Source organism: Candidatus Tisiphia endosymbiont of Nemotelus uliginosus (genome assembly GCF_964264835.1).
Classification (GTDB): domain Bacteria; phylum Pseudomonadota; class Alphaproteobacteria; order Rickettsiales; family Rickettsiaceae; genus Tisiphia.
This window is the reverse complement of the sequence record NZ_OZ183485.1, coordinates 114890-137338: the sequence shown is the minus strand read 5'-3', so window position 1 is coordinate 137338 and position 22449 is coordinate 114890. Positions and strand designations below refer to the sequence as shown.

Sequence of the window (22449 nt, the reverse complement as noted above, 5' to 3'; positions counted from 1 at the left end):
TAAATTGATAAGATATTTAACTTGAGTGGGTTACTAATATTTGATTGATATAAGTAGTCACCTGATCCTGCCAAAAATTTGCTAATTTCTCTAAATCTGGTAAGGTTACTGACATTTCTAAGCGATAAGGCTTAATTAAATCTAGAGGTTTAAGTACTCCATATAATCCTGAGATAATCAGTAAATGATCTTGTGAAAAGTTAATTTGTTCTTGAGTAAAATTTTGTTTATCAATGTTTTGATAAACATCTCCAGTATAAGCGAGTACCGCTTGCTTAGAAACCTGGTTGTCAAAATTCTGGAATCGCTCATAATTAAGTTCAGCAATTTTATCACTCATCTTCATTAATTACTTAATCTGATTTTTAGATAAATCTTTACATATTTGTAATAAATGATGAGTTTTCTTAGTAAAATAATATTGTGTTGCTGGTGTGCTAATTGTTGCATGCAGGAAATTCTGAGACTTTGATGGAGAAATAATACTGAGCATGACGATTTATCTTAAAGGAGCAGAAATATTCGACTTCTTTCCAAACTCGCTTCTGCTGGTAATTTGTACGTCGATTCGGTGCTCAAATCCTCACGTACATTTAAGTATGTTGCGGTTTGAAGCGAAGAGTCTTCTTCAAATTCCCTACCAGAAGCGAGTTTGGAAAGAAGTCTATTATATAATCCCTATTAGACTTTCTGCATAATTCGAAAACAGTTGATTAGGAGCAATAACAAGGAGATACTTTTGAATCTTTATATCACTAAATTAACTGTTTCTTGGCAATGCTTGATAAGACTAAAGTTTATTCAATAGACACTTTTAAGAATGTTCTCCTATTAAATTTGGTAGTAATTCGGGACGATATTCAAAATGCATTGTGTCATAATGATACCAATGCCCTCCCCATATAAAACCTTCTTCATTAAAAGTTTGAATAATAGTTTGAATAATAGTTTCAGGGATTGTATTTATTGTATTTCTGTAAGAAGGAAAAGAATTAGCATCTATATCTTCTTCTCTTACATCTACCTTAATACTATCCAGATTATGTTCTTTTTGATAATCCCATAACCAATAATTGGATTCCGCACTAATACCTATAGTCATCCCAAATGAATGAGCACTAAGCCTATTAGTGCCAGCAATCTCTCTCCAACAAAATGTTCCTCCAGGATTATCCAGATATTGTTTTATTTGCTCATCTGTTAACACAGCTTCTAATTTAGAAGAGATAGATTCTATTTTATTTACAACATTATTTATTTTTGTTACCTCTAATTTTATAGAAGCATCATCCTCACACTTGCTTTTCAAAACGTTTGGTAACCATTTAACTTCAACTAAATTATTTTTTACTTCTTCTCTGTTTGTGCCATACATCTTTTTAAAAAATGGCATATAACGAATCCTACCCGGATCATAATCCACTACAGTTTGAGCTTTAATTATACCTTCCTGTCCGGGGATATATGCTATAGAGATTTGATCAAGAATAACAGGATCATTTAATTTTTCCTGATAATTTCTCTGCTCAATTTTACTGAAAGGAACTAGTAGCTTACTTTCTGTAATATTCACTGGCATTTTAGTACCATCTCTCCAAATAATCTGAGTTTCGGTAATATCAATTATATGTTCTGAATAAGCTTTTTTAAAAATATCATGTTTAGCCATATTTATATTTTCCCTATAATATTAATTTATAGAATAGAACAATTATCAGTTTCTCCTAATGTAGCAATTGTATTGTCTTCAAGAAATACTCTGCAATCTCCTGAAATATTTGTAGGCCCATCAGGAAAAAGAGTTGTATATTTAGTGTCAATGCGATTCAGCAATTCACTTAAGGAACAAGATTCATGTAGAGGTTCTACAGCAGTAGGACGTAAAATATAAATACCAGTGTTTATTTTTTCAGCTTTATCACGTAAGTTGTAATCATATGTACCTCCCCCTAATATTTTATTTTTGAGAGAGTCTATATCTCTATTAAACTGTACAGTAGTAACTTGGCTCCTACCATCAGGTTTAGTGACAATAAAAGCGGTATGGCCTTTTACAAGATAAATATCTCCTTCTTGAATTAATCTCAACTGACTATCCTGAATATCACCGCTTAAACAGGTGATCGCTTTATAGAGATATATAGGGTCTGGCATTCCCCCTGCTGCTCTACTCGCTTCATACGCTCCCTGCATGTCAACAGTATTTATACCTTTAATTTGAGTAGTAGTCAGATAGCTTGCTTTACCTACTGCAGTAGAACAAAATCTTCAGGACCAAATACTAATTGCTCAGCAAAATAACGGTGTGCTCCATATTGATAATCACCAAAAAGTGTCATACCCTTTTTGGTAGCAAAAGAATAGGAGGTAGAGACAAGATGATCAGGTAATTCATATCTACTATCCAAAAAAGGAAAAAACGTGGCAGCTCCAGTTAAGTTATCTTGCTTCCTATTACAGCTAGAAACAATATCAGCAAGCAATACTGAACTAACTGAAGGATTTTCGTTGCCCCAATACTCCGTAGTGCTCGGTGATTGTAAAGCTGGTAGTTCAGCAGGATGAACTACATTAGATAGTTTATGATAGAATTTACCTGTTGTTATTTGTGTTATTAGCCCTTCCCCTTGATCATCAATCCATCCTTTAGCCATATTAAGTTGCAGAGGAGTTTTATTAGATTTTATAGGATATCCTATCTGATTTAACCCTGGACCTTTTAAGTACTCATTTATTGATTTACTAGTTTCGCAGCGTGTAGAAATATTTTGTGAAAATTGCTGCACTAGTTCCCTATCAGAAATATCAGGGTGATCTTGACGATATTCAATAATAATTTTCGATAATTTATCCTGAGTAGATTTTGTTGCCAATTGTTTTGCTCTAGCTTGTGCTACTATATGAGCAATTTGTCTTGTATTTACCTCAAACATTACTTCCTCCTATAAATTTTAGGTTTAGTATTCCTTGTATCTTACTAACATTAACTAGATAGTATCTATTACGCACTTTGTTATAATTTTTTTATTTTAGTATGGTTATCAAGTTAACATCGTAAACATTATGAAACAATATGAATATTTTTGCTACTAATATTTGCCCGATAATATCAGCATATAATTTAGATGATAAGCGTCTAATTAAAATGGTTCTTGAATCGGCACAATTACTAAGCACCGCAATATTCCTAAATAGTAATATCGTGCACCATGATATATATAAACCAACTCACCAAAAACATCCGTGTACTATTTGGGCTTCTTTAAACAGAACTAATTGGAATTGGCTTTTTGAGCATTTTCAATCTCTTTGCTCTGAATATACTTTCCGCTATAATAAAAAGCATAAAACTGCACAGCTAGTACTTATTTTAGCAGAGTACAGTAAATACCTTCCTCATAGTAGCAAAATAACACCTTTTCCGAATTGTACTAAATCCAAAACATTACAAGTTGATTTTACTAATATTACAGATATACATGAGGCCTACCAAAAGTATCTTACGACGAAGTGGCAATATGATCAAGTAAAACCTAAATGGACTAATAGATCTGCACCCATTTGGTATAAATAATGGTCCATAAGGAGAGATCCGTATCTCGAAAAACGGTGGTTTTCATTAACAAAAAATTCTAGCCAAAAAAATCACCGTGAGGCTAGCAAATATGTTGCCATTCTTTTTTTCTTCTAAAGAATTTTTATAAGATTCAGATAGAGGCCCATTGAAAAAACACCAGAAATAGGATTGACAAATCTCCCAGAACATGTAACGCTGGCGTTTACTGAAAAAGGCGTATCATGATGTTTATCATTTGGTCCCAAGTACTCCCAAGATTTGCAACAAGGGAACAAAACAATCCTATTATTTATCATTACAATAGTTTTGCTACATAATCTTTATAATTATCTCTACCCTAATTGATCATCATTAGGAAATATTATACTACCACTTAATTGCCCTATTACTGTCCGCATCATAGGATTATTATTAAGCTCTTTCTCAACACCCTCAAAAACCTCCACTATTTCTGCTGCCCAACGAAGGTCTTCTAGGGGATATTGTCTTTGTATTTCCTGCCAGCTATCCACATGACTCAACAATAATCTTATTAAAATTCTTTCATCGGCATGTTGCTCAGTATCTTGTGTTACCCTATCAATTACCTGTAATAAATTGAGTATTTTCTCTTTTTTGGCAAAATCAGATAAAATATCCTCTAATATTGTTCTATAATGAATTTTTATCTGTAAATTTTCTGCTAATTTATTTTCTTTATTATCTATGGTCATTATTGCTCGATTATTTAATTAATTGCCATCCTTTTCTACTATTCATTTATACAAATTTCTACTATTTTTAGTGCCCTACTCTCTTGCTCTACTATAGCCGGGGCAAACTTGATACCAAACTTGCTAGTTAGTGTGCCAAATTGGTCAAAATATATCTTGTATTTGAGCATTCTTTCTAATTCTAGTGGCTTACCAGCAATTAATATTATTTTATTCTCGACATTACTCACTTATTCATAATTCGCTGCTATCTCTTCCTTTCTATTATCATCTCTCTGCTCATTGGATGATATTAACTTAGTGAGATCGATATATTATTTTGCTTTTGTTACACCTGTTATTTGAAGGAAAATAAGATGGTATAGCAAGATAAAAATATAATTTAAAGTCATTAAAATACCACCTCAAATTTTATATTGCTTAAACCCCTGTGCTGATTTTAGGGTATGCTTCTTTCCTTGCCTTAATCTTCGTATCCATTCGGCCCTTACTTAGGTAGAACTGGAATTTATTATTGAGGTTACGTGGGCATTATTTACATTAATAAATGTAAACCATGAGCTATAGCTTAGATCAGTAGGATACAAACAAGGTAACATACCAAAGGCATAATAGATATGCACACTTGGAGATACATATAGTGTCAGCACCTTAACGATTTATGCCATATGTTGCGGGTCAAAAAGATTAACTCAACCAGACACCCTACAACAGGGGGATTACCCGGTTTAATAATGGTTACGCCAATTCTTAGCCCTGCATTTTATCTCATGAATCTCCTTACTATAGTTACCTCATGCCCATCCAATGTGTTTGAAAAGATTCTAAAAATTGTTCTAGAGAATTTTTATACAATTTATTAATTCCGCCTGCGCCAGCTCTGCCGCCTCCTGAAGGGAATAAGCGACAAAGGTCGCCAGCGCCCGTTGGTTGATCTAATGGCGCTCTGACTGAGACAAGATAATGATCTGCTCCAATATCTACTAAAATCGCAACTGGCTTAGTCTTGTATTGCTTTACTAAATAATTACCTAAGGTCCCATATACTCTTCTAGCCCATGGGAGGTTAGGTAAAAGGATAATATAATTTTCTTGACTATTTTCCTCACAATAACTAAGACCTAATTTTAAATCTTCTCTAGCGCATTGCGCTAAACGTTCTCCTATATCTGTTTGTTGAAAAAATGTGATAGGATCCTTAAATTCTTTTGCTTTATGAAGTATGGCAATGGGGTCAATGATTAAATCATTGAAACTTTCACCGTAAGAGTTATAATTTATCAACTTGCCTATATTAGTCAGGATTGAAATTTCTTCTTGAGATAAATTAAGGCATTGGCAATAATGTAATGCTGCACCATCTATATTATCTCCAAATAATCCAACAATAGCCCATTTGAGTAGCTCTGGTTTATTAAGAAGCTTGTATACTATTAGAGCAGTATTAGTATTAGCAGCAATATCTATATTTGAGGTAAAATTTGGATATTCCAATAATAATTTTTCTTCTCCGTTACCATGATGATCAAACCAGCACATCTCACACTTATTATCTAGCATTTTCTTTACGCTATCCATATTCTTAGCCAACTCTATATCACAAGCTAAAATCTTTGCGTTCCACAATGTTTCGCCATGACGTAATAAAGTTTGATCTCTTTTATGGCCAGTAAAAAAATTATCAATAATAAAACCACTATGAATAAACTGTACCACTGCAGCAATGCCATCTGCATCTCCGTTAAAGAAACAATGATACGGTGTTTTTTGACTCATATAATGCTATATTTTGTATTGATAAAACCTGCTTTTTCTAAATAATCTAAGATAAGATCTACATTATCTTTAATATCAGTATTTTCAGTAGAAATTACTAATTCAGCATCTGTAGGAACTTCATAAGGGTCACTAACTCCTGTAAATTCTGGAATCAGGCCACGCCTTGCTTGAGCGTAAAGCCCTTTATAATCCCGCCGTTCACAAGTTTGTAAAGAAGTGTTAACATACACTTCAATAAAATTGCCAACTTCTGATACCATTTCTCGCACCTTACAGCGTGCTGCTGCGTACGGGGCTATTGGTGCGCAAATCGCAATGCCTCGATGTTTGGTAATTTCACTAGCGACGTAACCAATACGTAAAATATTAATATCCCGATGCTCTTTTGAAAATCCTAATTCACTTGATAAATTTTGCCTCACTAAATCTCCATCTAATAAGGTAATAGACCTTCCTCCTATTTCCATCAACTTGTGTAATAAAATATTAGCTAAAGTAGACTTACCAGCCCCTGACAAGCCAGTAAAAAATATTGTCAAGCCCTGTTGTGATCTTGGTAAATATGTTCTATATAATTCGGATATTACCTCAGGAAATGAAAACCATTTTGGTATTTCCTGACCTGCGTGGAGATGTTTTCTAAGTTCAGTACCAGAAATATTAAGGATCTCTTGCTTATCTTCTACCTGATCAATAGGATAATATTTAGTTTTAGAACGTACATACACCATTTCTTGGAACGGGATTATGGTAATACCTAATTCACCTTGGTGTTGTTGTACTAACTCTTGGGCGGCATATGTATCATAAAAATCTTGCCCTGCCGCATTCTTACCAGGGCCTGCATGGTCACGCCCTACAATAAAATGGCTACAACCATAATTTCTTCTAATAATAGCGTGCCAAAGAGCTTCTCTTGGTCCTGCCATTCTCATAGCAAGTGGCAGTAAGCTTAAATAGGTACTATTTAGTGGGTAGCGAGTAAGTAATTTTTCATAACAACGAACACGAGTATAATGATCCACATCTCTTGGTTTAGTTATTCCGACAGATGGATGGAGCAGTAAATTGACATTATGATCTTGCGCTGCTCTTAGCGTTAATTCGTAATGCGCTCTATGCATAGGATTGCGTGTTTGAAACCCCACTATTTGGGTCCACCCCAGTTCATTAAATAACGCACGTAGTTCTTGCGGGGTATGGCGCAGATGAGTAAAATCATGATAGGTTGGTAATGCTAAGCCAAATACTTCTCCCCCGATATACACTTCTTCTGTAACATTCAGTAAATAGCGACTCCTGGATGAGTGTCATCAATTGTGCCAAATACCTTAAATGCTTCCACTAACTTATTCGGTTTCCATATATCATTAATTTTGAGTATAGCTAATGGTATATTTTCAGAATTTCTTAATATAATTTCATCCTCTAATTGCAGCTTAGCAGCAAATGATAAATTCACATCTAAGGTAATAGGGACAGACCATAAAGTGCCATTAGCTAAGCGCATCTCAGTGATTGTTGTTTCGTAATCAGACTATTCATAAATCCTGTTAAAGGAGAGAATCCCCCATTGAGCAATAGTTCTAAATCACATGACTGACGCTGGGTTAGAATATGTGAATGGCTAGTAGGTAGTCTTGATTGATAGTCAATATTTTCTATATTTGTAATATAACGTTCACATAGTATCCCTCCATAAGGTCCGATTAATCCTGTATTAAACCTAAAATCTTTTTTGACCACACTGTTATTCCTTGTGATTAAATAAAGGGTAATATTTTTTATTCAATAGATTGGTACTAGTGTGAGCAAGAAGAATATTTTGTTTCCAACTAATTTTATTCCATACATGTTCATGAAAATAATATAGGCAAATTTTGGTTACTATTTCCGATAGGCTGATAGTAATAGCAAATGTTACTTCGCCGTTCACTAAAAACGAAATCACAAAAGTGCCAAACGTGCCTGTCATACGCCAGGTTGTCGCTTTAATAATGCTACTTTTATGAGGCTCCTGCATAATATTAGTTAATATTCAAAATATTAATGATAATCTAACTCAAAACATCTACAGATTAATTTGATATATATTAAAAAATATTAAGTAATATTTAGTATATATCGTAGTAAAATTAACACTATCTATGTCAAGGTTCTGATATAGCATAAATGATTTGGGTAGTGAAATTATATAGGAAATAAGGTATAAGTAATAAGGCAAGACTATGCCTCAAATAAATAGCGTCTCTCAAAGCGAGACTAAACGTCCTTTAATGCTACCACAAAAACTTAAGATTATGCCATTTGAACCAGAAATATTGCTCATTAATGGCGAGCATCCCATTAAATGTCAACAAGCTTTGTATTTTAATGATCATTTCTTCATGAACAAATTGATCCCCTTATTTCCTCTACTACAAGCTATTGCTGCAAGAAGCACAAAACTACCCTCTAAAGTACAGCTGGCTATTGCACTCAATAATGAAGAGCTGGCTGTAAAAATTAGTTAATACAATATAGTAAAAAATTAACTACTTGAGAAAAATAATAAAATCTTCTACTATTTTACAGTAGCAACTTAACTAACAATCAAATTTTTAATATGCTGCATCTTTTCAGAAATATTGTAAGTTTGGTAATATTCTGACTTACACTCAGAATTTGGGCTATCACTTAGCAGGAAGAGCTGGTTGATAAATAAAATATATGCTAGGGAGAAGTGCGCCAAAAAGCGTTTATTCGTGTAATTACTGCAATAAAAAAATAACTACACTTAAAAGGAAAATGAAATGTCCAATAAAGAACTATATAACAAGAGAAAAGAAGAAATAAGTCAGGATATATCAAGTTTTGCTACAAAAAATGGTTATTCAATGGGAGAGGAGGGGATAATAATAAAAGATATTGAACAAATAGCAGATAATGTTCAACCTATTAGTGACACAGATAAAATTTTAGCTAATGGATTGCGTCACGATTTTGATGAATACTGCTCACAGGATGGTAGAATGAGGATGCAGGACGAGAAAACACAAGAATTAGGAAGGATTTTTAGTAAACTAACTGAATATATCACCCCCGAACGTCAAGCACTTATTAATAATGCAATAAATGGGGGGATACGACAAACTAATATTGGTATTAGCAAACAGCATCAATTCCCGGAAGGAGAAGCTGCAAGATGGGGTGTGCAGAACAAAATGTTTAAGGACATAATGAAAATAATGACAGATAATAATTTTTCTAATCTAAAGTCCCTAGAAACTAGGGCAATAGTAGGAGAGATAGATGAACTAGTGCATAATAATAGTCCTATGTCAAATGAGGAAATAGTATCTATAAAACACCGATTATCTTCTAATCTATATAATTTATTAGAGCCTGATCCGAATCCAGGACCGGGGTTTGTAACAACCAGTCAGGCTATGGTTAATCAAATGGTTAAGGTATTTGTAGCAGGAGCAAAAAATTCCACACTAGAAATACAAAAGTTGATTGAAGACGGATTAACTGACGGATTAACCGCTCTTGGTTTTCAACCAAATAAAGCTATGCAAAATCCACCTGACATTCCTAGTACATCTGCAAATCTAGGATCGAATATGACTATATCTTCTAATAACAACAGATTCATTAACACTCCTAGCCCAATAATTAAAGATACAGATAAGATTCCCCAAATAAATTATAGTACTAACAAACCCACTACAGGCATTTTTACAAGATTAGGAAATATCGGAAAAAGAATTTGGGGAACTGTTCAAGAACACCCGGTAAGATCTTTGTTGATAGCTGGAGGTGCAGTTGGAGCTGTAGTTCTGTGCGCTATATTTGCACCACCATTAGCAGTTCCTTTAGCTGGTGCACTCGTAGGTGTGGGGGTGGGAAAATTCGCCTACGATGAGTATAAAAATAACCCAATGCCAGGAGAACATAAATTAGGAGAAAATCTTCCACAGTCTGGCTCCCCTCAACTACAGTCGAGTCGTGGACCTGCACTATCTCAAGGGAATAATAGTGTTGTGAACAACCCTTCAGTTACCCCTAATCCCACTTCTTCTTTGGAAGCGCAGAATCGTACTTTTGGAGATTTAAATAAAAAATTATCCTACGCAGAGCAAAACTTTAGCATCCCCACACCACCACCTACTCCCTCACCAACCAACAAGAATTCTCTCTCACAATCAGGTGGTAAGTCAGGGAATAAGCGATGAGGTGCCATTTAGGTAAGTTGGTTCTGTCGCATTTGTAAGTGAGGGGGGATTTGGCATTAAAGCACTCAGGTTAGAGATATTATGCAGCCATTAGCATTTAATTTTTACAAGTGGTTTTTTTCACTTAAAGAATCTATCGTCTATAAAACTGATATAGATAAGCTAAAAATAAATTTAGGTGTTGTCGGCTATGATCTAGAAATTGTTAATACTTAAATAGTGCAAAATCAATATAAGGTTAGCATTCGGGCTAGAATATCTGTTTATAGTTTATTTTATTGAAATTTATGTTCAAATATATAAACTAAATTATCATAATAATTAAGTCTCCAATGGTTTATAATAAAGATAATGCAGCAGAATGTTTGCAAGCAATTGATAGATTTATTGGTTTTAAAATTACTATAGATATGTTATATCTAATAGCTAGACTTTTTCGGTACTAACATTCTTTTTTTCTATCATGGCTTGAATTCTATTATAAAAATATAGCTAACCGGAAAAGGTTTTAGGCGTCGTTATTTGACTACTTCTTATATTAAAAAATCATTGCCATTAACGAGCGTTATATACTTATTTTATACTTCCTATTAATTATGACCAAAAATAATAATTTAAGTCTTACATCTAGGCGTATCCAACTTTATTAGTTGTTTCCATGAGACAACAGAACAGCTATCAGGTTTGTATTGAGGCATGCAATATTGTGTGTAGGTAGATATTTTTTCTATCATCAGACACTGCTTAAAATCCTTTACTTGTAAATATTTCGGTGGCAATGACCAAATCATATGCTTACAACATGCACATCCAGATAATATTGGCATGCACAGTAAAGCTAAGAGCACAGTTTTTTGTATCATATTTTACTCTCTGACTGTGGTTATTCTCAGTATATGACCTGGAAGTTAACATAAATTAAGATGATCAAGGTTCATATTGTTATTATGTAAACGGAAGAGATCCACAAGTTTTTCTTCGTTTAATCACGGATAAGATTATGTTATCAACATCAAGTTGATCTTTGCAGGAGATAATTTTGTATCCACCTAGATTGGAGTCAAGTTTACCCCACCAGCAAATAACATCTGTAGATCCGAAGAAGTTTGGTTGAATGTAAGATAGAAAACATTACGGCTGTTGAAGTATGGAAGGTATTGACCAGGGCGAGTCGAAGAAAGAACAACAATCCCCTTATAATTTTTTAGCTATTAGTTTACTAGATGTTTTCTCTGGCACACTCAGATTAAATGTTAACTACTAACTCTGCTTTATCACTAGTTCTTTACAATTTGTTATACTATCCATCTCTCTGGAAAAAAGTAAATCATTAAATTTAATAATCACTATTTCTGCAGTAGTGTAAATTATGTTTTCATCCATAAGATGCCCTCCTACAGTTTTACCAGTTTTATCTGATATAGATATATGCAAATGCTGTCCTTCTAGTCCTATAGTTCCTACTAAAGATACAATTTCAAACTTATCTTTATACATTGTTGCTTCTTTTTCATTAGCTAAACGAAGATTTGCTTGTCTTAAGCTCCCTACCCCTGTAACTATAGCTCCAGCTTTAATGGAATTGTTAATCACAAATTTATTTATTTCTTTCTTAAGATCTTGCCCTGGATGTATACGTATAGCATAAAAATTAACATTATTACTCTTTGCAAAGGAGGTGATCATATTATTTATAATCCCTACACTACCAACTTTATCACTAGCCATAACATAATTTTTAGAAAAATTAGAAAAAAATGATAATAAAATCATTGATAATAAAAGAATTTGAGGCTTTAATAACATATTATCCTTCATCTTATTGTGCAAGGCTGCTGCTTATAGCACCTTCTGCAATTTTAGCGATACGTTGTTTTTTAGAGTGTTCTAGATTAGCAAGTTTAGTAATAGTAGATAAAGGTTTAGTAGCCATAAAACAGAGTCTAATATTAATATATGTATATTATCATATTAATGGAGAGGAGGGTAGAAAAAAGTAGATAAGAGTTTGTTTATCTTAATGAGTTTTGCTTGCATAACTTGGGTGCCCAAACCCATTAAAATAAACAGGAGTAAGCGGGAGAAGTAACTAGTGATCTAAAGGGAGCAGTAAAACCAAATCGTTTTCTCCTAAAAGGATTGTTAATTTATACGAAGTTACAACGTAATTTTACCCATCATAGCTTCGTAGAAATTAACAAAAAAGCCTACGGCAGCAAGGAATAAGTTATGTGGATTTTGATGGAAAACTTAGGAAGTTTCCCACAAGTCCATATAACCGACAAGTTAGGTCTTGGGATATACAAGTTTGTGAGCAGTGGGTATATAGTAATAATTTTAGGAAGTCAGCCAGCTTATTTGGGGAATGCTGGCGTCCTAAAATTATTACAGTGTGATGCTAACTGAATCTGTTTGCGTTCATCTCTTAGAAGTGAAGTTAATGCCCATAGACCATGAGTAGCTAAGTTATGCTGAGCAGGTCTATGAGCTTACATAGCCAGCTAGTCCTTGAGTTTAGAGTGGTAAGCGCATTATTTTGTACCCTTGCTTTTCTCTCCCTTCTTGTCCTCTTGGCTTTACCCATTGTCTGTTAATCTTTACATTGAATCCCTTTACCAAAAAGCCCTTGACCCCCCGGCGCTAAACTATAATAAGCGGAAGTTAGTATAGAAGCAGGATAGGGAAAAACTCCTAAAAGTGCCAACACTTTAATTTTTCCCATTTGCCAAAAAAATGGCAAATAACTTGCAGTTGGCTCTCGTTGGAAGGAGGAAATAACAGAGAGAATTTAATTAGTAAATAACGAAAGATCAGCAAGAAAAAATAAAGCAGAAAGGCTACCTTTCTGTTCGCAGTAGATAAGTAATATTGAAGTTTACTGGTGGTGCCCATACAACAAGCGGTATTAAGGGATCAACTAATACACTTTAATTTTCTAGAAATGCGTGGCTACAGAAAGCCGCTACACCTATACTATTATATTTAATAGATTTGCGGTATAATGAGTAACGTGTAAAACTAATTACAACTCGCAAATAAATTACTACTTATGGCCGTTACTAAATTTCTTGATCCTAAAAATGATGTTGCATTTAGGCGAATATTCGGCTCGGAGAAGAATAAAGATATTCTTATTCACTTCATTAATGATGTGCTGGAGCTTAAAAATGGTGAGAGAATTAAGGAAGTAACTTTTTTACCTACTATCCAGGATCCTGAAATTGCTTCAAAGAAGCAAAGCATAGTAGATGTGTTATGTAAAAATGAAAATGGCGTGCAAATTATTATTGAGATGCAAGTATCTCCCCAAGAAGGTTTTGAGAAGCGAGCTCAGTATTACGCAGCTAAAGCCTACTCACGGCAGTTAAATAAAGGCAAAAACGAAGGAGCCAGATATATAGATCTTAAAGCAGTAATATTTATTGCTATTAGTGATAATATAATCTTTAAAGATAAAGTGTTCTATAAGTCTGATCATATTATTTTAGATAAAGATAGTTATGCTCATGATTTAAAGGATTTTTCCTTTACCTTTATTGAGCTACCAAAGTTTAAAATCACTGATATAAATTTACTGACTAATATAATTGAAAAATGGTGTTATTTCTTTAAGCATGCGGATGAAACTAGTGAAGCCGACTTACGTAAGATCATAGGATCTGATCAAGTAATAGAAAGAGCGTACGAAGAATTAAACCAGTTTAACTGGACAGAAGAAGAATTACTGACTTATGAGCAAGAGACTAAACGGATTATGGATAATCAAGCAGCAGAAGACTACTTGATACAAACTGCTAAAGCTGAAGGTATACCAATCGGAGAAGCTAGAGGTGAAGCTAAAATGATAAAAATGATGAGAGATAATGGTTATTCTATTGAAGACATCGCTAAAATGACAAGATTATCAGTTACTAGAGGATAAATGAATTACTAAAAAATATTGCTAATATACAAGAAATATCAGACAGCCTAACTTGCAAAAATATTGCTGCCTGATTTTTAACCTCTGTCAGATTAAGTCTTGACTAGCACACTCAAAAGTAGAATATGCCAATCCCAAATTGGGCATTGACCATTTCTCAGCTTGATATTTTTTCCCTAATCGGTTGCATTTTAAAGCTTAATTTAATACCTGACACAGAGTTAAACGCACACTCCCCGTAAGCTAGTTATCCACTAATGACAAATCATCCTTCACTACTTGCATCTTGTCCTAATAAAGAAGGAACTTTTTGGTCTTGTGATTCTTGAGCAATGGATCCTACACCTTTTTGGCTTGCACTTGCTTCTAGTATGTCTTTTACTTGTAATTGGGATAGATTAGCATTCAATTCTTCTACTTCTTCTGGCCCTTTAATTTGCTGTTGATGCCATTGCTTCAGTTGAGCAATAGATTGTTCTATACCACCCACTGGGTCCCATGTGTCTAATGCTTGTTCGTTTCCTTCTACTTCTTTTAGTAATACTTCCCGTGAAGGAGTCCCTATTTTTGCTCTTTCTAATTCTATTAACTTCTCATTGTATCTCTTACATTGATCTTCATCATCTTCCCCCTTACTTATATATTTTATTATTGCCTCTACTACTATATTAGAATATTGCTTCTTAATAAAGTGCACTGGGGTTAGTTCATGTGTATTTTTTTTATCTAATATGGCCCCATTTTCGATTAATAATGCAGGTATTTCTCTAGCGTTATTAATAAATTGATCTGAAGAATCTTTAAGTGCTTTATTTTCTGAGCTTTTCATCTGTTCTGGTGGAATTAGTTCATATTCTACTCCCTGAGGGACGACTTTTTGTATTACCCCAAACTTAGAAACATTACATGACATTAATAATACTTGATGACATAGTGCTAAATGAAGAGGGATCTCTTCATTTAGATCTTTTTTATTTATATAATTAGGCTTTTCTTGAACTATTTTCTTTACTTCTTGCAGATCTAATAAATTTATTGCCTCATTTAAAGGATTATTCATAGTATTATCAAGTAATTCTATTATTTTTTCGTCATTAAACTCTATAGCTAACTCCAAAGCTGTTTTACCACCTTGATTAGTTATCTGGTTTAAATTAGACTGCACCGCTGGAACCAAAATAAGTACTCCCACTAACTTATAATATTCTGGACGTAAAAATGCTTTCTTCATTGCCTGCATTACAAGAGTATTACCCTTTTGATCATCAGTCATATTTAAATTAAAATCAACACTAGTGCTCTTTTCTTCAAGCAATTTTGCTATTTCTTCATTAGTATGTTTTGCATCCATTAGTTCTTTAACAAAAGCTAATAATTTTTCAATAGTTTGATTTTTTTTTATCCTCAAATTGTGTCAACTTTTTATCAATAAATTCTCTTGGTAGTGGCATAATTTTATTATCTTAATTATATTGCTTAATAGGGTACTGGTTTGTGGTTCTTGTATTTGTATCTTAACTTCTACAAGTACATCACACCTTATTGACCTGACATTCTTGTTTATATTCCTCATAATTATAGTTTAACTTAGTTCTGTCACATTTGCAAGTGTAGGTTTATCTGAATTCAAAGATTTTAGCTTAGGATTTAGGTATCAACTAATTTTTGCAGCCAATTCTCCATTATTTTAATGCAATAGCCAGCTGCTATTTAGGTGGTAGTTTTGTGCTTCTGGTAGCAATTACTATGTCATAATAATTTTAGGACGCCAGCGCCCCACAAATAAGCTGGATGGCTTCCTAAAATTATTACGGTGTTATGGCTAACAGGATCTTTTCGCTTTCACCTCTTAGAAGTTGAGTTAATGCCCATAGACCATGAGTAGCAAGTTACGCTGGACAGGTCTATGAGCTCATATAGCGAGCTAGTCCTTGAGTTGAGATGGTAAGCCATTATTTTTTTGTTCTGTATTCCTTCTTCTACCTTCTTGCCTTATCAGGCATTTGTTAGCCTTTACGTTCGTGCCCCTTCACCAAAGAGCTCTTGAAACCGCCTCAGCTCTAGACTATAGTAAGCGGAAGTTTAGCATAGTAGCAGGAATCAGTATAATAAAAGCAATTATTGCTGGCGAAAGATATGCAAATAAATTAGCTACACTTAGAGATCCACATATAAAAAGTGATGTTAAAACCATTGTCAAAACACTAGAGGGAGATTACCGTAAAGAGCATCTTATAGTATTAAAGCAAGAATTAGATATTTATGAATTTTACCTAAAACAAATTAGTAAGTGTGACGAAGCGATAGAAGCATGTTACAAAGAATTTGATAAACGTGGTGGTGGTGATTTAACAAATAGCAAAAAGCAACGCAAGAACAAAAACTCCCCAAAATTTGATTTACAACAATCACTATATAATGTAGTAGGAGTAGATTTTACCGCAATTCCGGGCTTAAGTGAGCTCAGTGTACAAACGATAGTATCGGAAGTGGGCTTAGAGATGGACAAATGGAGTACAGAGAAACACTTTACATCTTGGCTTGGTTTAAGTCCTACAAATCAAATTACTGGTGGTAAAGTATTTGATACTAGAACAAAGAAAGTAGAAAATAAGGCAAGTATGGCTTTTAGAATGGCTGCTCTTAGCTTAGGTAGAGGTAAATCAGCACTAGCAGGATTTTATAGACGAATCAAAGGTAGAGCTGGTACACCAAAAGCTATTACTGCTACAGCAAGGAAGCTGGCATGTATGTTTTATCGCCTACTAAAATATGGTAAAGATTATGGCATAAATCGTTAAGGTGCTGACACTATATGTATCTCCAAGTGTGCATATCTATTATGCCTTTGGTATGTTATCTTGTTTGTATCCTACTGATCTAAGCTATATGTAGAAAAGGGAATTGAAACTTATGAAAAACAATACCAAGAAACAATGGTGAAAAACCTACAAAAACAGGCAACAAGACTGGGGTTTAGTGTGGTTAAAATAGAACCTTCTTTAAAACCAGTTTGTTAGGAGGAGAAATCTTTAAGATTTTCTCTGATAATTCAACTCTAACTATTGATGATAAATTACTAATAGTTGGATAAGCAGAACCCATTACTGACCCCCCCCTCCTAAGAATGCAGTATACATGGCTAGAAAAATGTAAAGTAAATAGTGCCTTTGGAAAAATTATGGTAGATAAAAAAAACATTTATCAGTAGTATTATCGTATGCTTGTTCAGCTATCAGTAATAAATAGGAGTAGTAATAAACTTGTTTAAGATATACCACCAACATGACAGAATCATGTGCAATCATTCTCTTCTAGAACGAAGCTTGGAGCTCTCTACTTCAACAGTTCATATAGAACACGATAATATTACCCTCTACGTTAATACTTTCTTGGTAAAGAATAATGATATTATTACCCTAGCTATTAAGGCTAATAAGAACAATACAAATGAAATACGAATTATCCCTCCAGATATTAATGAATCTATCACTATGAATTTAAATAATAGTGATTTAAAGGCCTTAATTATAAGCGAGTATAGCTATCCCCTAAGATTATACCTTCATTTTACTTTTAAACCTCCTGTATTAACAATGAAATATGGTAGCCAAGTAGTATTACAGTACTCCAACACTAACAAATTTGATACTATTGAGCTAGAGGATTATGCAATGTTAACTTTAACTAAAAATTCGATATTGAGTATAAATAATTTAAAATTATCTAATTCATCTATAGTGGAGCTAGAGCCAACAGCAGAACTGAATATCAGTTATAGGGAAGGCTACTACCTCCACTTAGAATCCAAAGATGGTATTCTGAAGTTTGATGGTGCTCTTTATAATACATTATATAATATGTTTTTGATAGAATATGGACATAGTAAAGATATTACTCATTTTAAGGATAACATAGAGTTATTAAGTGGTGAGAATATTATTGACTCCAGCAGTTCATGATTCTGCGTCTAGGACTAGTGTTAAAAATGGGCCCTTCTAACCTCCCCTCAGATCCCTAGTTAACTCTCCCGCTTACTCCTGTTTATTTTAATGACTTTCATTTCAAATACAATTAAATCCATCCAAGGCACTGATAAAGTTGCAAAGGAAATTATTTTCCACTCAAGAAATGATGTTCAAACATTTGAAGAAAGTTAGTCCTCATCTATTCGGTACTAGTAAAGATCAGTAAATTTGTTTTGCAAATATCGTATATTCTTAAAATATAATCTCATAAAATATCTTGTAAAGACTTAGTGAATAAGCTAACCTAAATTTAGGTTAAGTTGTTACTTAACTTAAATAGTTCTAATAAACAAAGTTTAACAAGAATATTAGGAGCTAATTATGCCAGATAAAGACATCAATACAACGATCAAAACAGAAGCTACAACAATAGGACAAAGTGTTAAAGATAAAGCGCAACAATTTGGAGAATTGGGAAACTATAAAAGCACACCACAAAATAAAAATATATCGGTTGCAAAAGGGGTAGAATTATATGGTGGTGGCAATGTCCATGGCAAAACAATTCCAGGCAAATCGCCAATTAGTAGATAGGAAGAACCTTTTATATATTGAATAAACTTGAATTAAGGTTTTATCAATTAAGTGTGTACATTATAGAATTTAGTATTCCTATATTTAAAATAGACTTCCTGCACAAGACGAAAATAATCAACTTATGCAGGAAGTCTAATAGGAATTAGATAATGTTTCTGCTCCTTTAAGATAAATCGTCATGCTCAGTATTATTTCTCCATCAAAGTCTCAGAATTTCCTGCATGCAACAATTAGCACACCAGCAACACAATATTATTTTACTAAGAAAACTCATCATTTATTACAAATATGTAAAGATTTATCTAAAAATCAGATTAAGTAATTAATGAAGATGAGTGATAAAATTGCTGAACTTAATTATGAGCGATTCCAGAATTTTGACAACCAGGTTTCTAAGCAAGCGGTACTCGCTTATACTGGAGATGTTTATCAAAACATTGATAAACAAAATTTTACTCAAGAACAAATTAACTTTTCACAAGATCATTTACTGATTATCTCAGGATTATATGGAGTACTTAAACCTCTAGATTTAATTAAGCCTTATCGCTTAGAAATGTCAGTAACCTTACCAGATTTAGAGAAATTAGCAAATTTTTGGCAGGATCAGGTGACTACTTATATCAATCAAATATTAGTAACCCACTCAAGTAAATATCTTATCAATTTAGCATCTAATGAGTATGCTATTGCCATAAATCAGCATAATTTGCAATACCCTATAATTAATATCCATTTTAAAGAAGAACGAAATAATAAATTACAAGTAATAGGTATCAATGCTAAAAAAGCTAGTAAGCAGGTAATGAAATATCCTCTGCAGATTGAGTAGAAAATATTTTATAGGCTTGTATGTAGTACATTGATTGCCCCATAATACCTACGGTCATAATATAACGTTCATATAGATTCAGCAATTCCCTATAGGTTTGACAAGCCTGATACCTAAGCCTAATTCAAAATTTATTTTTCGCACTGTTTTATTAGTAAAACCTTGTCCCTCTGCTGTTTCTAGAAGATTGCTAGCGAGAATTGCTGATATAGATTATATTTAGTAGATATTGTATTCTTTGACTCTGACATATAGTTTTATTCTTGTCATTTATTTAAAAAAAGTGATAATCTCAGATATACTATAATATAGTGACTTAAGTGTAATAATTTTAATTTTTCTAAAACAGATGCGACAGAACCTTTTAGAAAGCTTAAGGAATTGATTTAATCGTTTTGTTATAATTATGAATTATAATTATAACACTAGAAATATTAAAAAAACTTCTATGCTAGAGAATAAACCAACAAATGCTTTACCAGAACAGTCATATGACAAAGAAACTTTAGAAAAAACTAAAGATATTGTCGAAATTATAAACTTACTTTCTCATGATCCTTCTCCAATAAATATAGCTTCATACAAAGCTCAAATATCTTCATTAAATTTCACGGACCAAGAGTTATGGACAATATCAAATAAAATCAAAGAAATATTTTCTGGAGATAAGAATAAGGAATTAAGGGAGATTATCGATCTCCCTCTTTTTGATCGATTAAATGATCAACGCAAAAAAACACTTATAAAAGAATTAAGTAATACAAAAGTAGATGTTCATGGTAAATCTGTAGCAAGGCCTAGGCAAAAAAATGTTAGGCAAATGCTAGCTGATAAAGTAATTGTTCCACAAACAGACTTTCTAGCAGGAAAAGCAAAAAAAGTTGGCGTATCTACTGGCTATATTACTGTTGATAAAGCAACAGGACATACTTTCATTTTAAAGCACTTTTATAAAAGTCATGATGATTGCTTATTGTTAGCAACGGAAAAACGAGGTCAAGCTATTATCGATAGAAGAGATGCCATACACGAACTTATTGGTTCTACTATGTATCAGTTGTTATTGTATGATCGCACTCCTAAAGAAGCATTAGTTACACCAGACGAATCTCATCCAAACTCACTTTATATTCGTTCTAAATTTTTTGAAAATGCTATAAGTCTTTCAGAATTTTCTGGTGTAAAAGATGCTACCTATATTAGAGCAAATAATACTAATTTACAAGTATTAGAAGGATTTGAAAAAGTAATTGCTGCCTGTCATATATTAGGAGAAGTAGATTATCATGCTGGCAATTTGATGATACAAAATGATAGAACCGTAACTAAAATAGATCATGGAAGATCTTTTATGGCATTTCATCAAGATTTTGCTGCTATGGTTGAAGCAACAAATGCATTGTTTTCAAACCTTGGTGTCAACTATAGCAATGCAATTAAAAACGGTAATTTATCTTTTAATATTAAGAAATATAGTGAATCATTAAATCAAATGATTCATCAGATAGATGAAAAACAAATAGAGGCTATAATAAATCAAAAATTTGATGAATTAAAAAAAGTTGGATTTGATCCAAAAGACTTAAGTACTGTTTTTCGATTTGAAAGAAATAATGTGTATCACATTGGTCCTTTTAATGATTTTAATGATTTAGGAATATTTTATAAGAATAAGTTAAAAGAACATTTCAGTAATATGAAAGAGATAGCCAAATCAGTAGATATAGTAAGCAAATTTAGTAATGTCTCTACTAAATTTCAAAACGGTGAGTGGCTGGAAGCTTTTGCTAATTCACCAATAAAAGACCCAGTTGCTTATGCGGCTCATCATAATATTAAAATTGAAGGAAAAAATGCCTTAGATTGGGCTAATGAAAATAATTATCAAATTAAAGTTTATGATGGATATACAGAAAAATATACTCAACAACAACAATGGGAAAAAACCGCTAATGAAAAGTGGCAAGAAAAAACTATTACTGCTATAGAGATAGAAAAAGATATAACAAATCTAGATCCTAGAGAATATATCACAATCACGGAAAAACGACTTAAACTTGTTGAAGATCAATTAATTTCTATAGCAAATAATCTTAAAAAGGAACGAAGGCAAATTCCTAAAAAAGAAATAGCAGGATTATATGATAGGTTATTAGATATACTAAAAAATGAAAAATACCTTACTGAAGAAGAATGCGATAATATTAGAAAAGATAAAATCTATGACCAACATATCGTTGATACAACGAAATTAGTGAATATAACTACTACTAACACTACTCCCATACCTTTTATAGATAAGATCCGTTATAGGATAGCAAATTTTTGTAAAACAATATCTCTATCTCGCCTATCAAATTATTTAGTAAAACAAATTTCTTCTAAAAACTTAGAAATCATTTCTTCAGTAGAAACTGCTATTCGTGATAGTACAAAATTTAAAGAAATATTATTAAAACCTAGAATAAGTAAAGAAAAAATTAATAACATAAGAAAAACTAGCTTGCAAACGACCAGACAAAGATAATACTAAGCAATAGTTGTGTTATCAAACATAGCATAGTAATAAGAGATTTTATCTAAGTTGCAATCAACTATTACCACACAATAAAAGTTTTATAGAAGAATACATTTTATTATTTGTATAAAAATCTGCTACACTAAAAGACATCTTTCAAAAGGTAGACTTTCTAATTCAGGTAAGATTTTACGACATGGCATAGTTTCCTGTCTCAACAAAAGGTCCTTTGATAAGACAACAGATTTTTATTCCAAATTAATAGAAATATTGTATAATCTACCCATCTCAAACATCAAACTATTATATTCTCAACTTCTATCTAA

The 22449-nt window shown here is 32.8% G+C and carries 22 protein-coding genes; 9 read left to right on the top strand and 13 right to left on the bottom strand.

All coding sequences use genetic code 11. The annotated features are described in order from the left end of the window. Positions 1-16 precede the first annotated feature (16 nt). From ACFELV_RS00655 to ACFELV_RS00635, 4 genes are all read right to left on the bottom strand, one after another. Positions 17-346 carry a YaaA family protein gene (locus ACFELV_RS00655; RefSeq protein WP_375326311.1) on the bottom strand — a complete coding sequence of 110 codons (330 nt, stop codon included), beginning with the start codon at positions 344-346 and terminating at the stop codon, positions 17-19. A 468-nt stretch (positions 347-814) separates the two neighbouring features. After that, complete coding sequence (locus ACFELV_RS00645) at positions 815-1669, bottom strand: M15 family metallopeptidase (RefSeq protein WP_375326310.1); 855 nt, start codon at positions 1667-1669, stop codon at positions 815-817. Positions 1670-1695: 26 nt separating this feature from the next. Further along, positions 1696-2193 carry a hypothetical protein gene (locus tag ACFELV_RS00640; RefSeq protein ID WP_375326309.1) on the bottom strand — a complete coding sequence of 166 codons (498 nt, stop codon included), beginning with the start codon at positions 2191-2193 and terminating at the stop codon, positions 1696-1698. Positions 2194-2246: 53 nt separating this feature from the next. Continuing rightward, positions 2247-2933: a hypothetical protein gene (locus tag ACFELV_RS00635; protein WP_375326308.1), complete on the bottom strand. Its 687-nt coding sequence runs from the start codon at positions 2931-2933 to the stop codon at positions 2247-2249. A 140-nt stretch (positions 2934-3073) separates the two neighbouring features. On the opposite strand from ACFELV_RS00635, the gene ACFELV_RS00630 reads away from it, so the two are divergent. Next, a complete protein-coding gene (locus ACFELV_RS00630) occupies positions 3074-3574 on the top strand; it encodes a pyrimidine dimer DNA glycosylase/endonuclease V (protein ID WP_375326307.1) in 501 nt (166 codons plus the stop codon). 335 nt (positions 3575-3909) lie between these two features. Here ACFELV_RS00630 and ACFELV_RS00625 read toward each other — a convergent pair whose 3' ends face one another. The 7 genes from ACFELV_RS00625 to ACFELV_RS00595 form a co-directional block, all read right to left on the bottom strand. Then, positions 3910-4290 carry a hypothetical protein gene (locus ACFELV_RS00625; RefSeq protein ID WP_375326306.1) on the bottom strand — a complete coding sequence of 127 codons (381 nt, stop codon included), beginning with the start codon at positions 4288-4290 and terminating at the stop codon, positions 3910-3912. A gap of 38 nt (positions 4291-4328) precedes the next feature. Then, entirely contained in the window at positions 4329-4520 is a 192-nt protein-coding gene (locus tag ACFELV_RS00620; protein WP_375326305.1) for a hypothetical protein, read from the bottom strand. 559 nt (positions 4521-5079) lie between these two features. Continuing rightward, a complete protein-coding gene (locus ACFELV_RS00615; protein ID WP_375326304.1) occupies positions 5080-6066 on the bottom strand; it encodes a hypothetical protein in 987 nt (328 codons plus the stop codon). Further along, complete coding sequence (locus ACFELV_RS00610) at positions 6063-7337, bottom strand: bifunctional sulfate adenylyltransferase/adenylylsulfate kinase (RefSeq protein WP_375326303.1); 1275 nt, start codon at positions 7335-7337, stop codon at positions 6063-6065. The genes ACFELV_RS00615 and ACFELV_RS00610 overlap by 4 nt, the downstream gene beginning before the upstream one ends. Positions 7338-7351: 14 nt before the next feature. Beyond that, a complete protein-coding gene (locus ACFELV_RS00605; protein ID WP_375326302.1) occupies positions 7352-7579 on the bottom strand; it encodes a hypothetical protein in 228 nt (75 codons plus the stop codon). Beyond that, positions 7570-7815, bottom strand: a complete 246-nt coding sequence (locus tag ACFELV_RS00600) for a hypothetical protein (protein ID WP_375326301.1) — start codon at positions 7813-7815, stop codon at positions 7570-7572. The genes ACFELV_RS00605 and ACFELV_RS00600 overlap by 10 nt, the downstream gene beginning before the upstream one ends. Positions 7816-7819: 4 nt before the next feature. After that, complete coding sequence (locus ACFELV_RS00595; RefSeq protein WP_375326300.1) at positions 7820-8092, bottom strand: DUF2061 domain-containing protein; 273 nt, start codon at positions 8090-8092, stop codon at positions 7820-7822. Positions 8093-8297: 205 nt separating this feature from the next. Between ACFELV_RS00595 and ACFELV_RS00590 the strand changes: the two genes are divergently transcribed. Both ACFELV_RS00590 and ACFELV_RS00585 read left to right on the top strand, forming a co-directional pair. Continuing rightward, entirely contained in the window at positions 8298-8582 is a 285-nt protein-coding gene (locus tag ACFELV_RS00590) for a type IV secretory system conjugative DNA transfer family protein (protein WP_375326299.1), read from the top strand. A 279-nt stretch (positions 8583-8861) separates the two neighbouring features. Then, entirely contained in the window at positions 8862-10286 is a 1425-nt protein-coding gene (locus ACFELV_RS00585; protein WP_375326298.1) for a hypothetical protein, read from the top strand. A gap of 1260 nt (positions 10287-11546) precedes the next feature. On the opposite strand, the gene ACFELV_RS00580 is transcribed toward ACFELV_RS00585, so the two are convergent. After that, on the bottom strand, positions 11547-12092 hold the full coding sequence (locus ACFELV_RS00580; RefSeq protein WP_375326297.1) for a PPC domain-containing DNA-binding protein: 546 nt from the start codon (positions 12090-12092) through the stop codon (positions 11547-11549). A 1243-nt stretch (positions 12093-13335) separates the two neighbouring features. Here ACFELV_RS00580 and ACFELV_RS00575 point away from each other — a divergent pair. Then, positions 13336-14208 carry an Rpn family recombination-promoting nuclease/putative transposase gene (locus ACFELV_RS00575; RefSeq protein ID WP_375326296.1) on the top strand — a complete coding sequence of 291 codons (873 nt, stop codon included), beginning with the start codon at positions 13336-13338 and terminating at the stop codon, positions 14206-14208. A gap of 265 nt (positions 14209-14473) precedes the next feature. On the opposite strand, the gene ACFELV_RS00570 is transcribed toward ACFELV_RS00575, so the two are convergent. Next, on the bottom strand, positions 14474-15616 hold the full coding sequence (locus ACFELV_RS00570) for a hypothetical protein (protein WP_375326295.1): 1143 nt from the start codon (positions 15614-15616) through the stop codon (positions 14474-14476). 595 nt (positions 15617-16211) lie between these two features. Here ACFELV_RS00570 and ACFELV_RS00565 point away from each other — a divergent pair. The 5 genes from ACFELV_RS00565 to ACFELV_RS00545 all read left to right on the top strand — a co-directional run bounded on the left by ACFELV_RS00565 (position 16212) and on the right by ACFELV_RS00545 (position 22132). Beyond that, a complete protein-coding gene (locus ACFELV_RS00565; protein WP_375326294.1) occupies positions 16212-17009 on the top strand; it encodes a transposase in 798 nt (265 codons plus the stop codon). Positions 17010-17471: 462 nt separating this feature from the next. Continuing rightward, a complete protein-coding gene (locus tag ACFELV_RS00560) occupies positions 17472-18170 on the top strand; it encodes a hypothetical protein (protein WP_375326293.1) in 699 nt (232 codons plus the stop codon). A gap of 387 nt (positions 18171-18557) precedes the next feature. Further along, positions 18558-18770 (top strand): hypothetical protein, encoded by a 213-nt coding sequence (locus ACFELV_RS00555; RefSeq protein ID WP_375326292.1) that lies wholly within the window; start codon positions 18558-18560, stop codon positions 18768-18770. A gap of 328 nt (positions 18771-19098) precedes the next feature. Next, complete coding sequence (locus ACFELV_RS00550; protein ID WP_375326291.1) at positions 19099-19605, top strand: YaaA family protein; 507 nt, start codon at positions 19099-19101, stop codon at positions 19603-19605. 406 nt (positions 19606-20011) lie between these two features. Beyond that, positions 20012-22132: a hypothetical protein gene (locus tag ACFELV_RS00545; protein WP_375326290.1), complete on the top strand. Its 2121-nt coding sequence runs from the start codon at positions 20012-20014 to the stop codon at positions 22130-22132. Positions 22133-22449 lie beyond the last annotated feature (317 nt).

Bases quoted from the DNA above. Each gene is read 5' to 3' on its own strand.
- ACFELV_RS00655 (WP_375326311.1), bottom strand. From the start codon at position 346: ATGAAGATGAGTGATAAAATTGCTGAACTTAATTATGAGCGATTCCAG.
- ACFELV_RS00645 (WP_375326310.1), bottom strand. From the start codon at position 1,669: ATGGCTAAACATGATATTTTTAAAAAAGCTTATTCAGAACATATAATT.
- ACFELV_RS00640 (WP_375326309.1), bottom strand. From the start codon at position 2,193: ATGCAGGGAGCGTATGAAGCGAGTAGAGCAGCAGGGGGAATGCCAGAC.
- ACFELV_RS00635 (WP_375326308.1), bottom strand. From the start codon at position 2,933: ATGTTTGAGGTAAATACAAGACAAATTGCTCATATAGTAGCACAAGCT.
- ACFELV_RS00630 (WP_375326307.1), top strand. From the start codon at position 3,074: ATGAATATTTTTGCTACTAATATTTGCCCGATAATATCAGCATATAAT.
- ACFELV_RS00625 (WP_375326306.1), bottom strand. From the start codon at position 4,290: ATGACCATAGATAATAAAGAAAATAAATTAGCAGAAAATTTACAGATA.
- ACFELV_RS00615 (WP_375326304.1), bottom strand. From the start codon at position 6,066: ATGAGTCAAAAAACACCGTATCATTGTTTCTTTAACGGAGATGCAGAT.
- ACFELV_RS00605 (WP_375326302.1), bottom strand. From the start codon at position 7,579: ATGCGCTTAGCTAATGGCACTTTATGGTCTGTCCCTATTACCTTAGAT.
- ACFELV_RS00595 (WP_375326300.1), bottom strand. From the start codon at position 8,092: ATGCAGGAGCCTCATAAAAGTAGCATTATTAAAGCGACAACCTGGCGT.
- ACFELV_RS00590 (WP_375326299.1), top strand. From the start codon at position 8,298: ATGCCTCAAATAAATAGCGTCTCTCAAAGCGAGACTAAACGTCCTTTA.
- ACFELV_RS00585 (WP_375326298.1), top strand. From the start codon at position 8,862: ATGTCCAATAAAGAACTATATAACAAGAGAAAAGAAGAAATAAGTCAG.
- ACFELV_RS00580 (WP_375326297.1), bottom strand. From the start codon at position 12,092: ATGTTATTAAAGCCTCAAATTCTTTTATTATCAATGATTTTATTATCA.
- ACFELV_RS00575 (WP_375326296.1), top strand. From the start codon at position 13,336: ATGGCCGTTACTAAATTTCTTGATCCTAAAAATGATGTTGCATTTAGG.
- ACFELV_RS00555 (WP_375326292.1), top strand. From the start codon at position 18,558: ATGCCAGATAAAGACATCAATACAACGATCAAAACAGAAGCTACAACA.
- ACFELV_RS00550 (WP_375326291.1), top strand. From the start codon at position 19,099: ATGAAGATGAGTGATAAAATTGCTGAACTTAATTATGAGCGATTCCAG.
- ACFELV_RS00545 (WP_375326290.1), top strand. From the start codon at position 20,012: ATGAATTATAATTATAACACTAGAAATATTAAAAAAACTTCTATGCTA.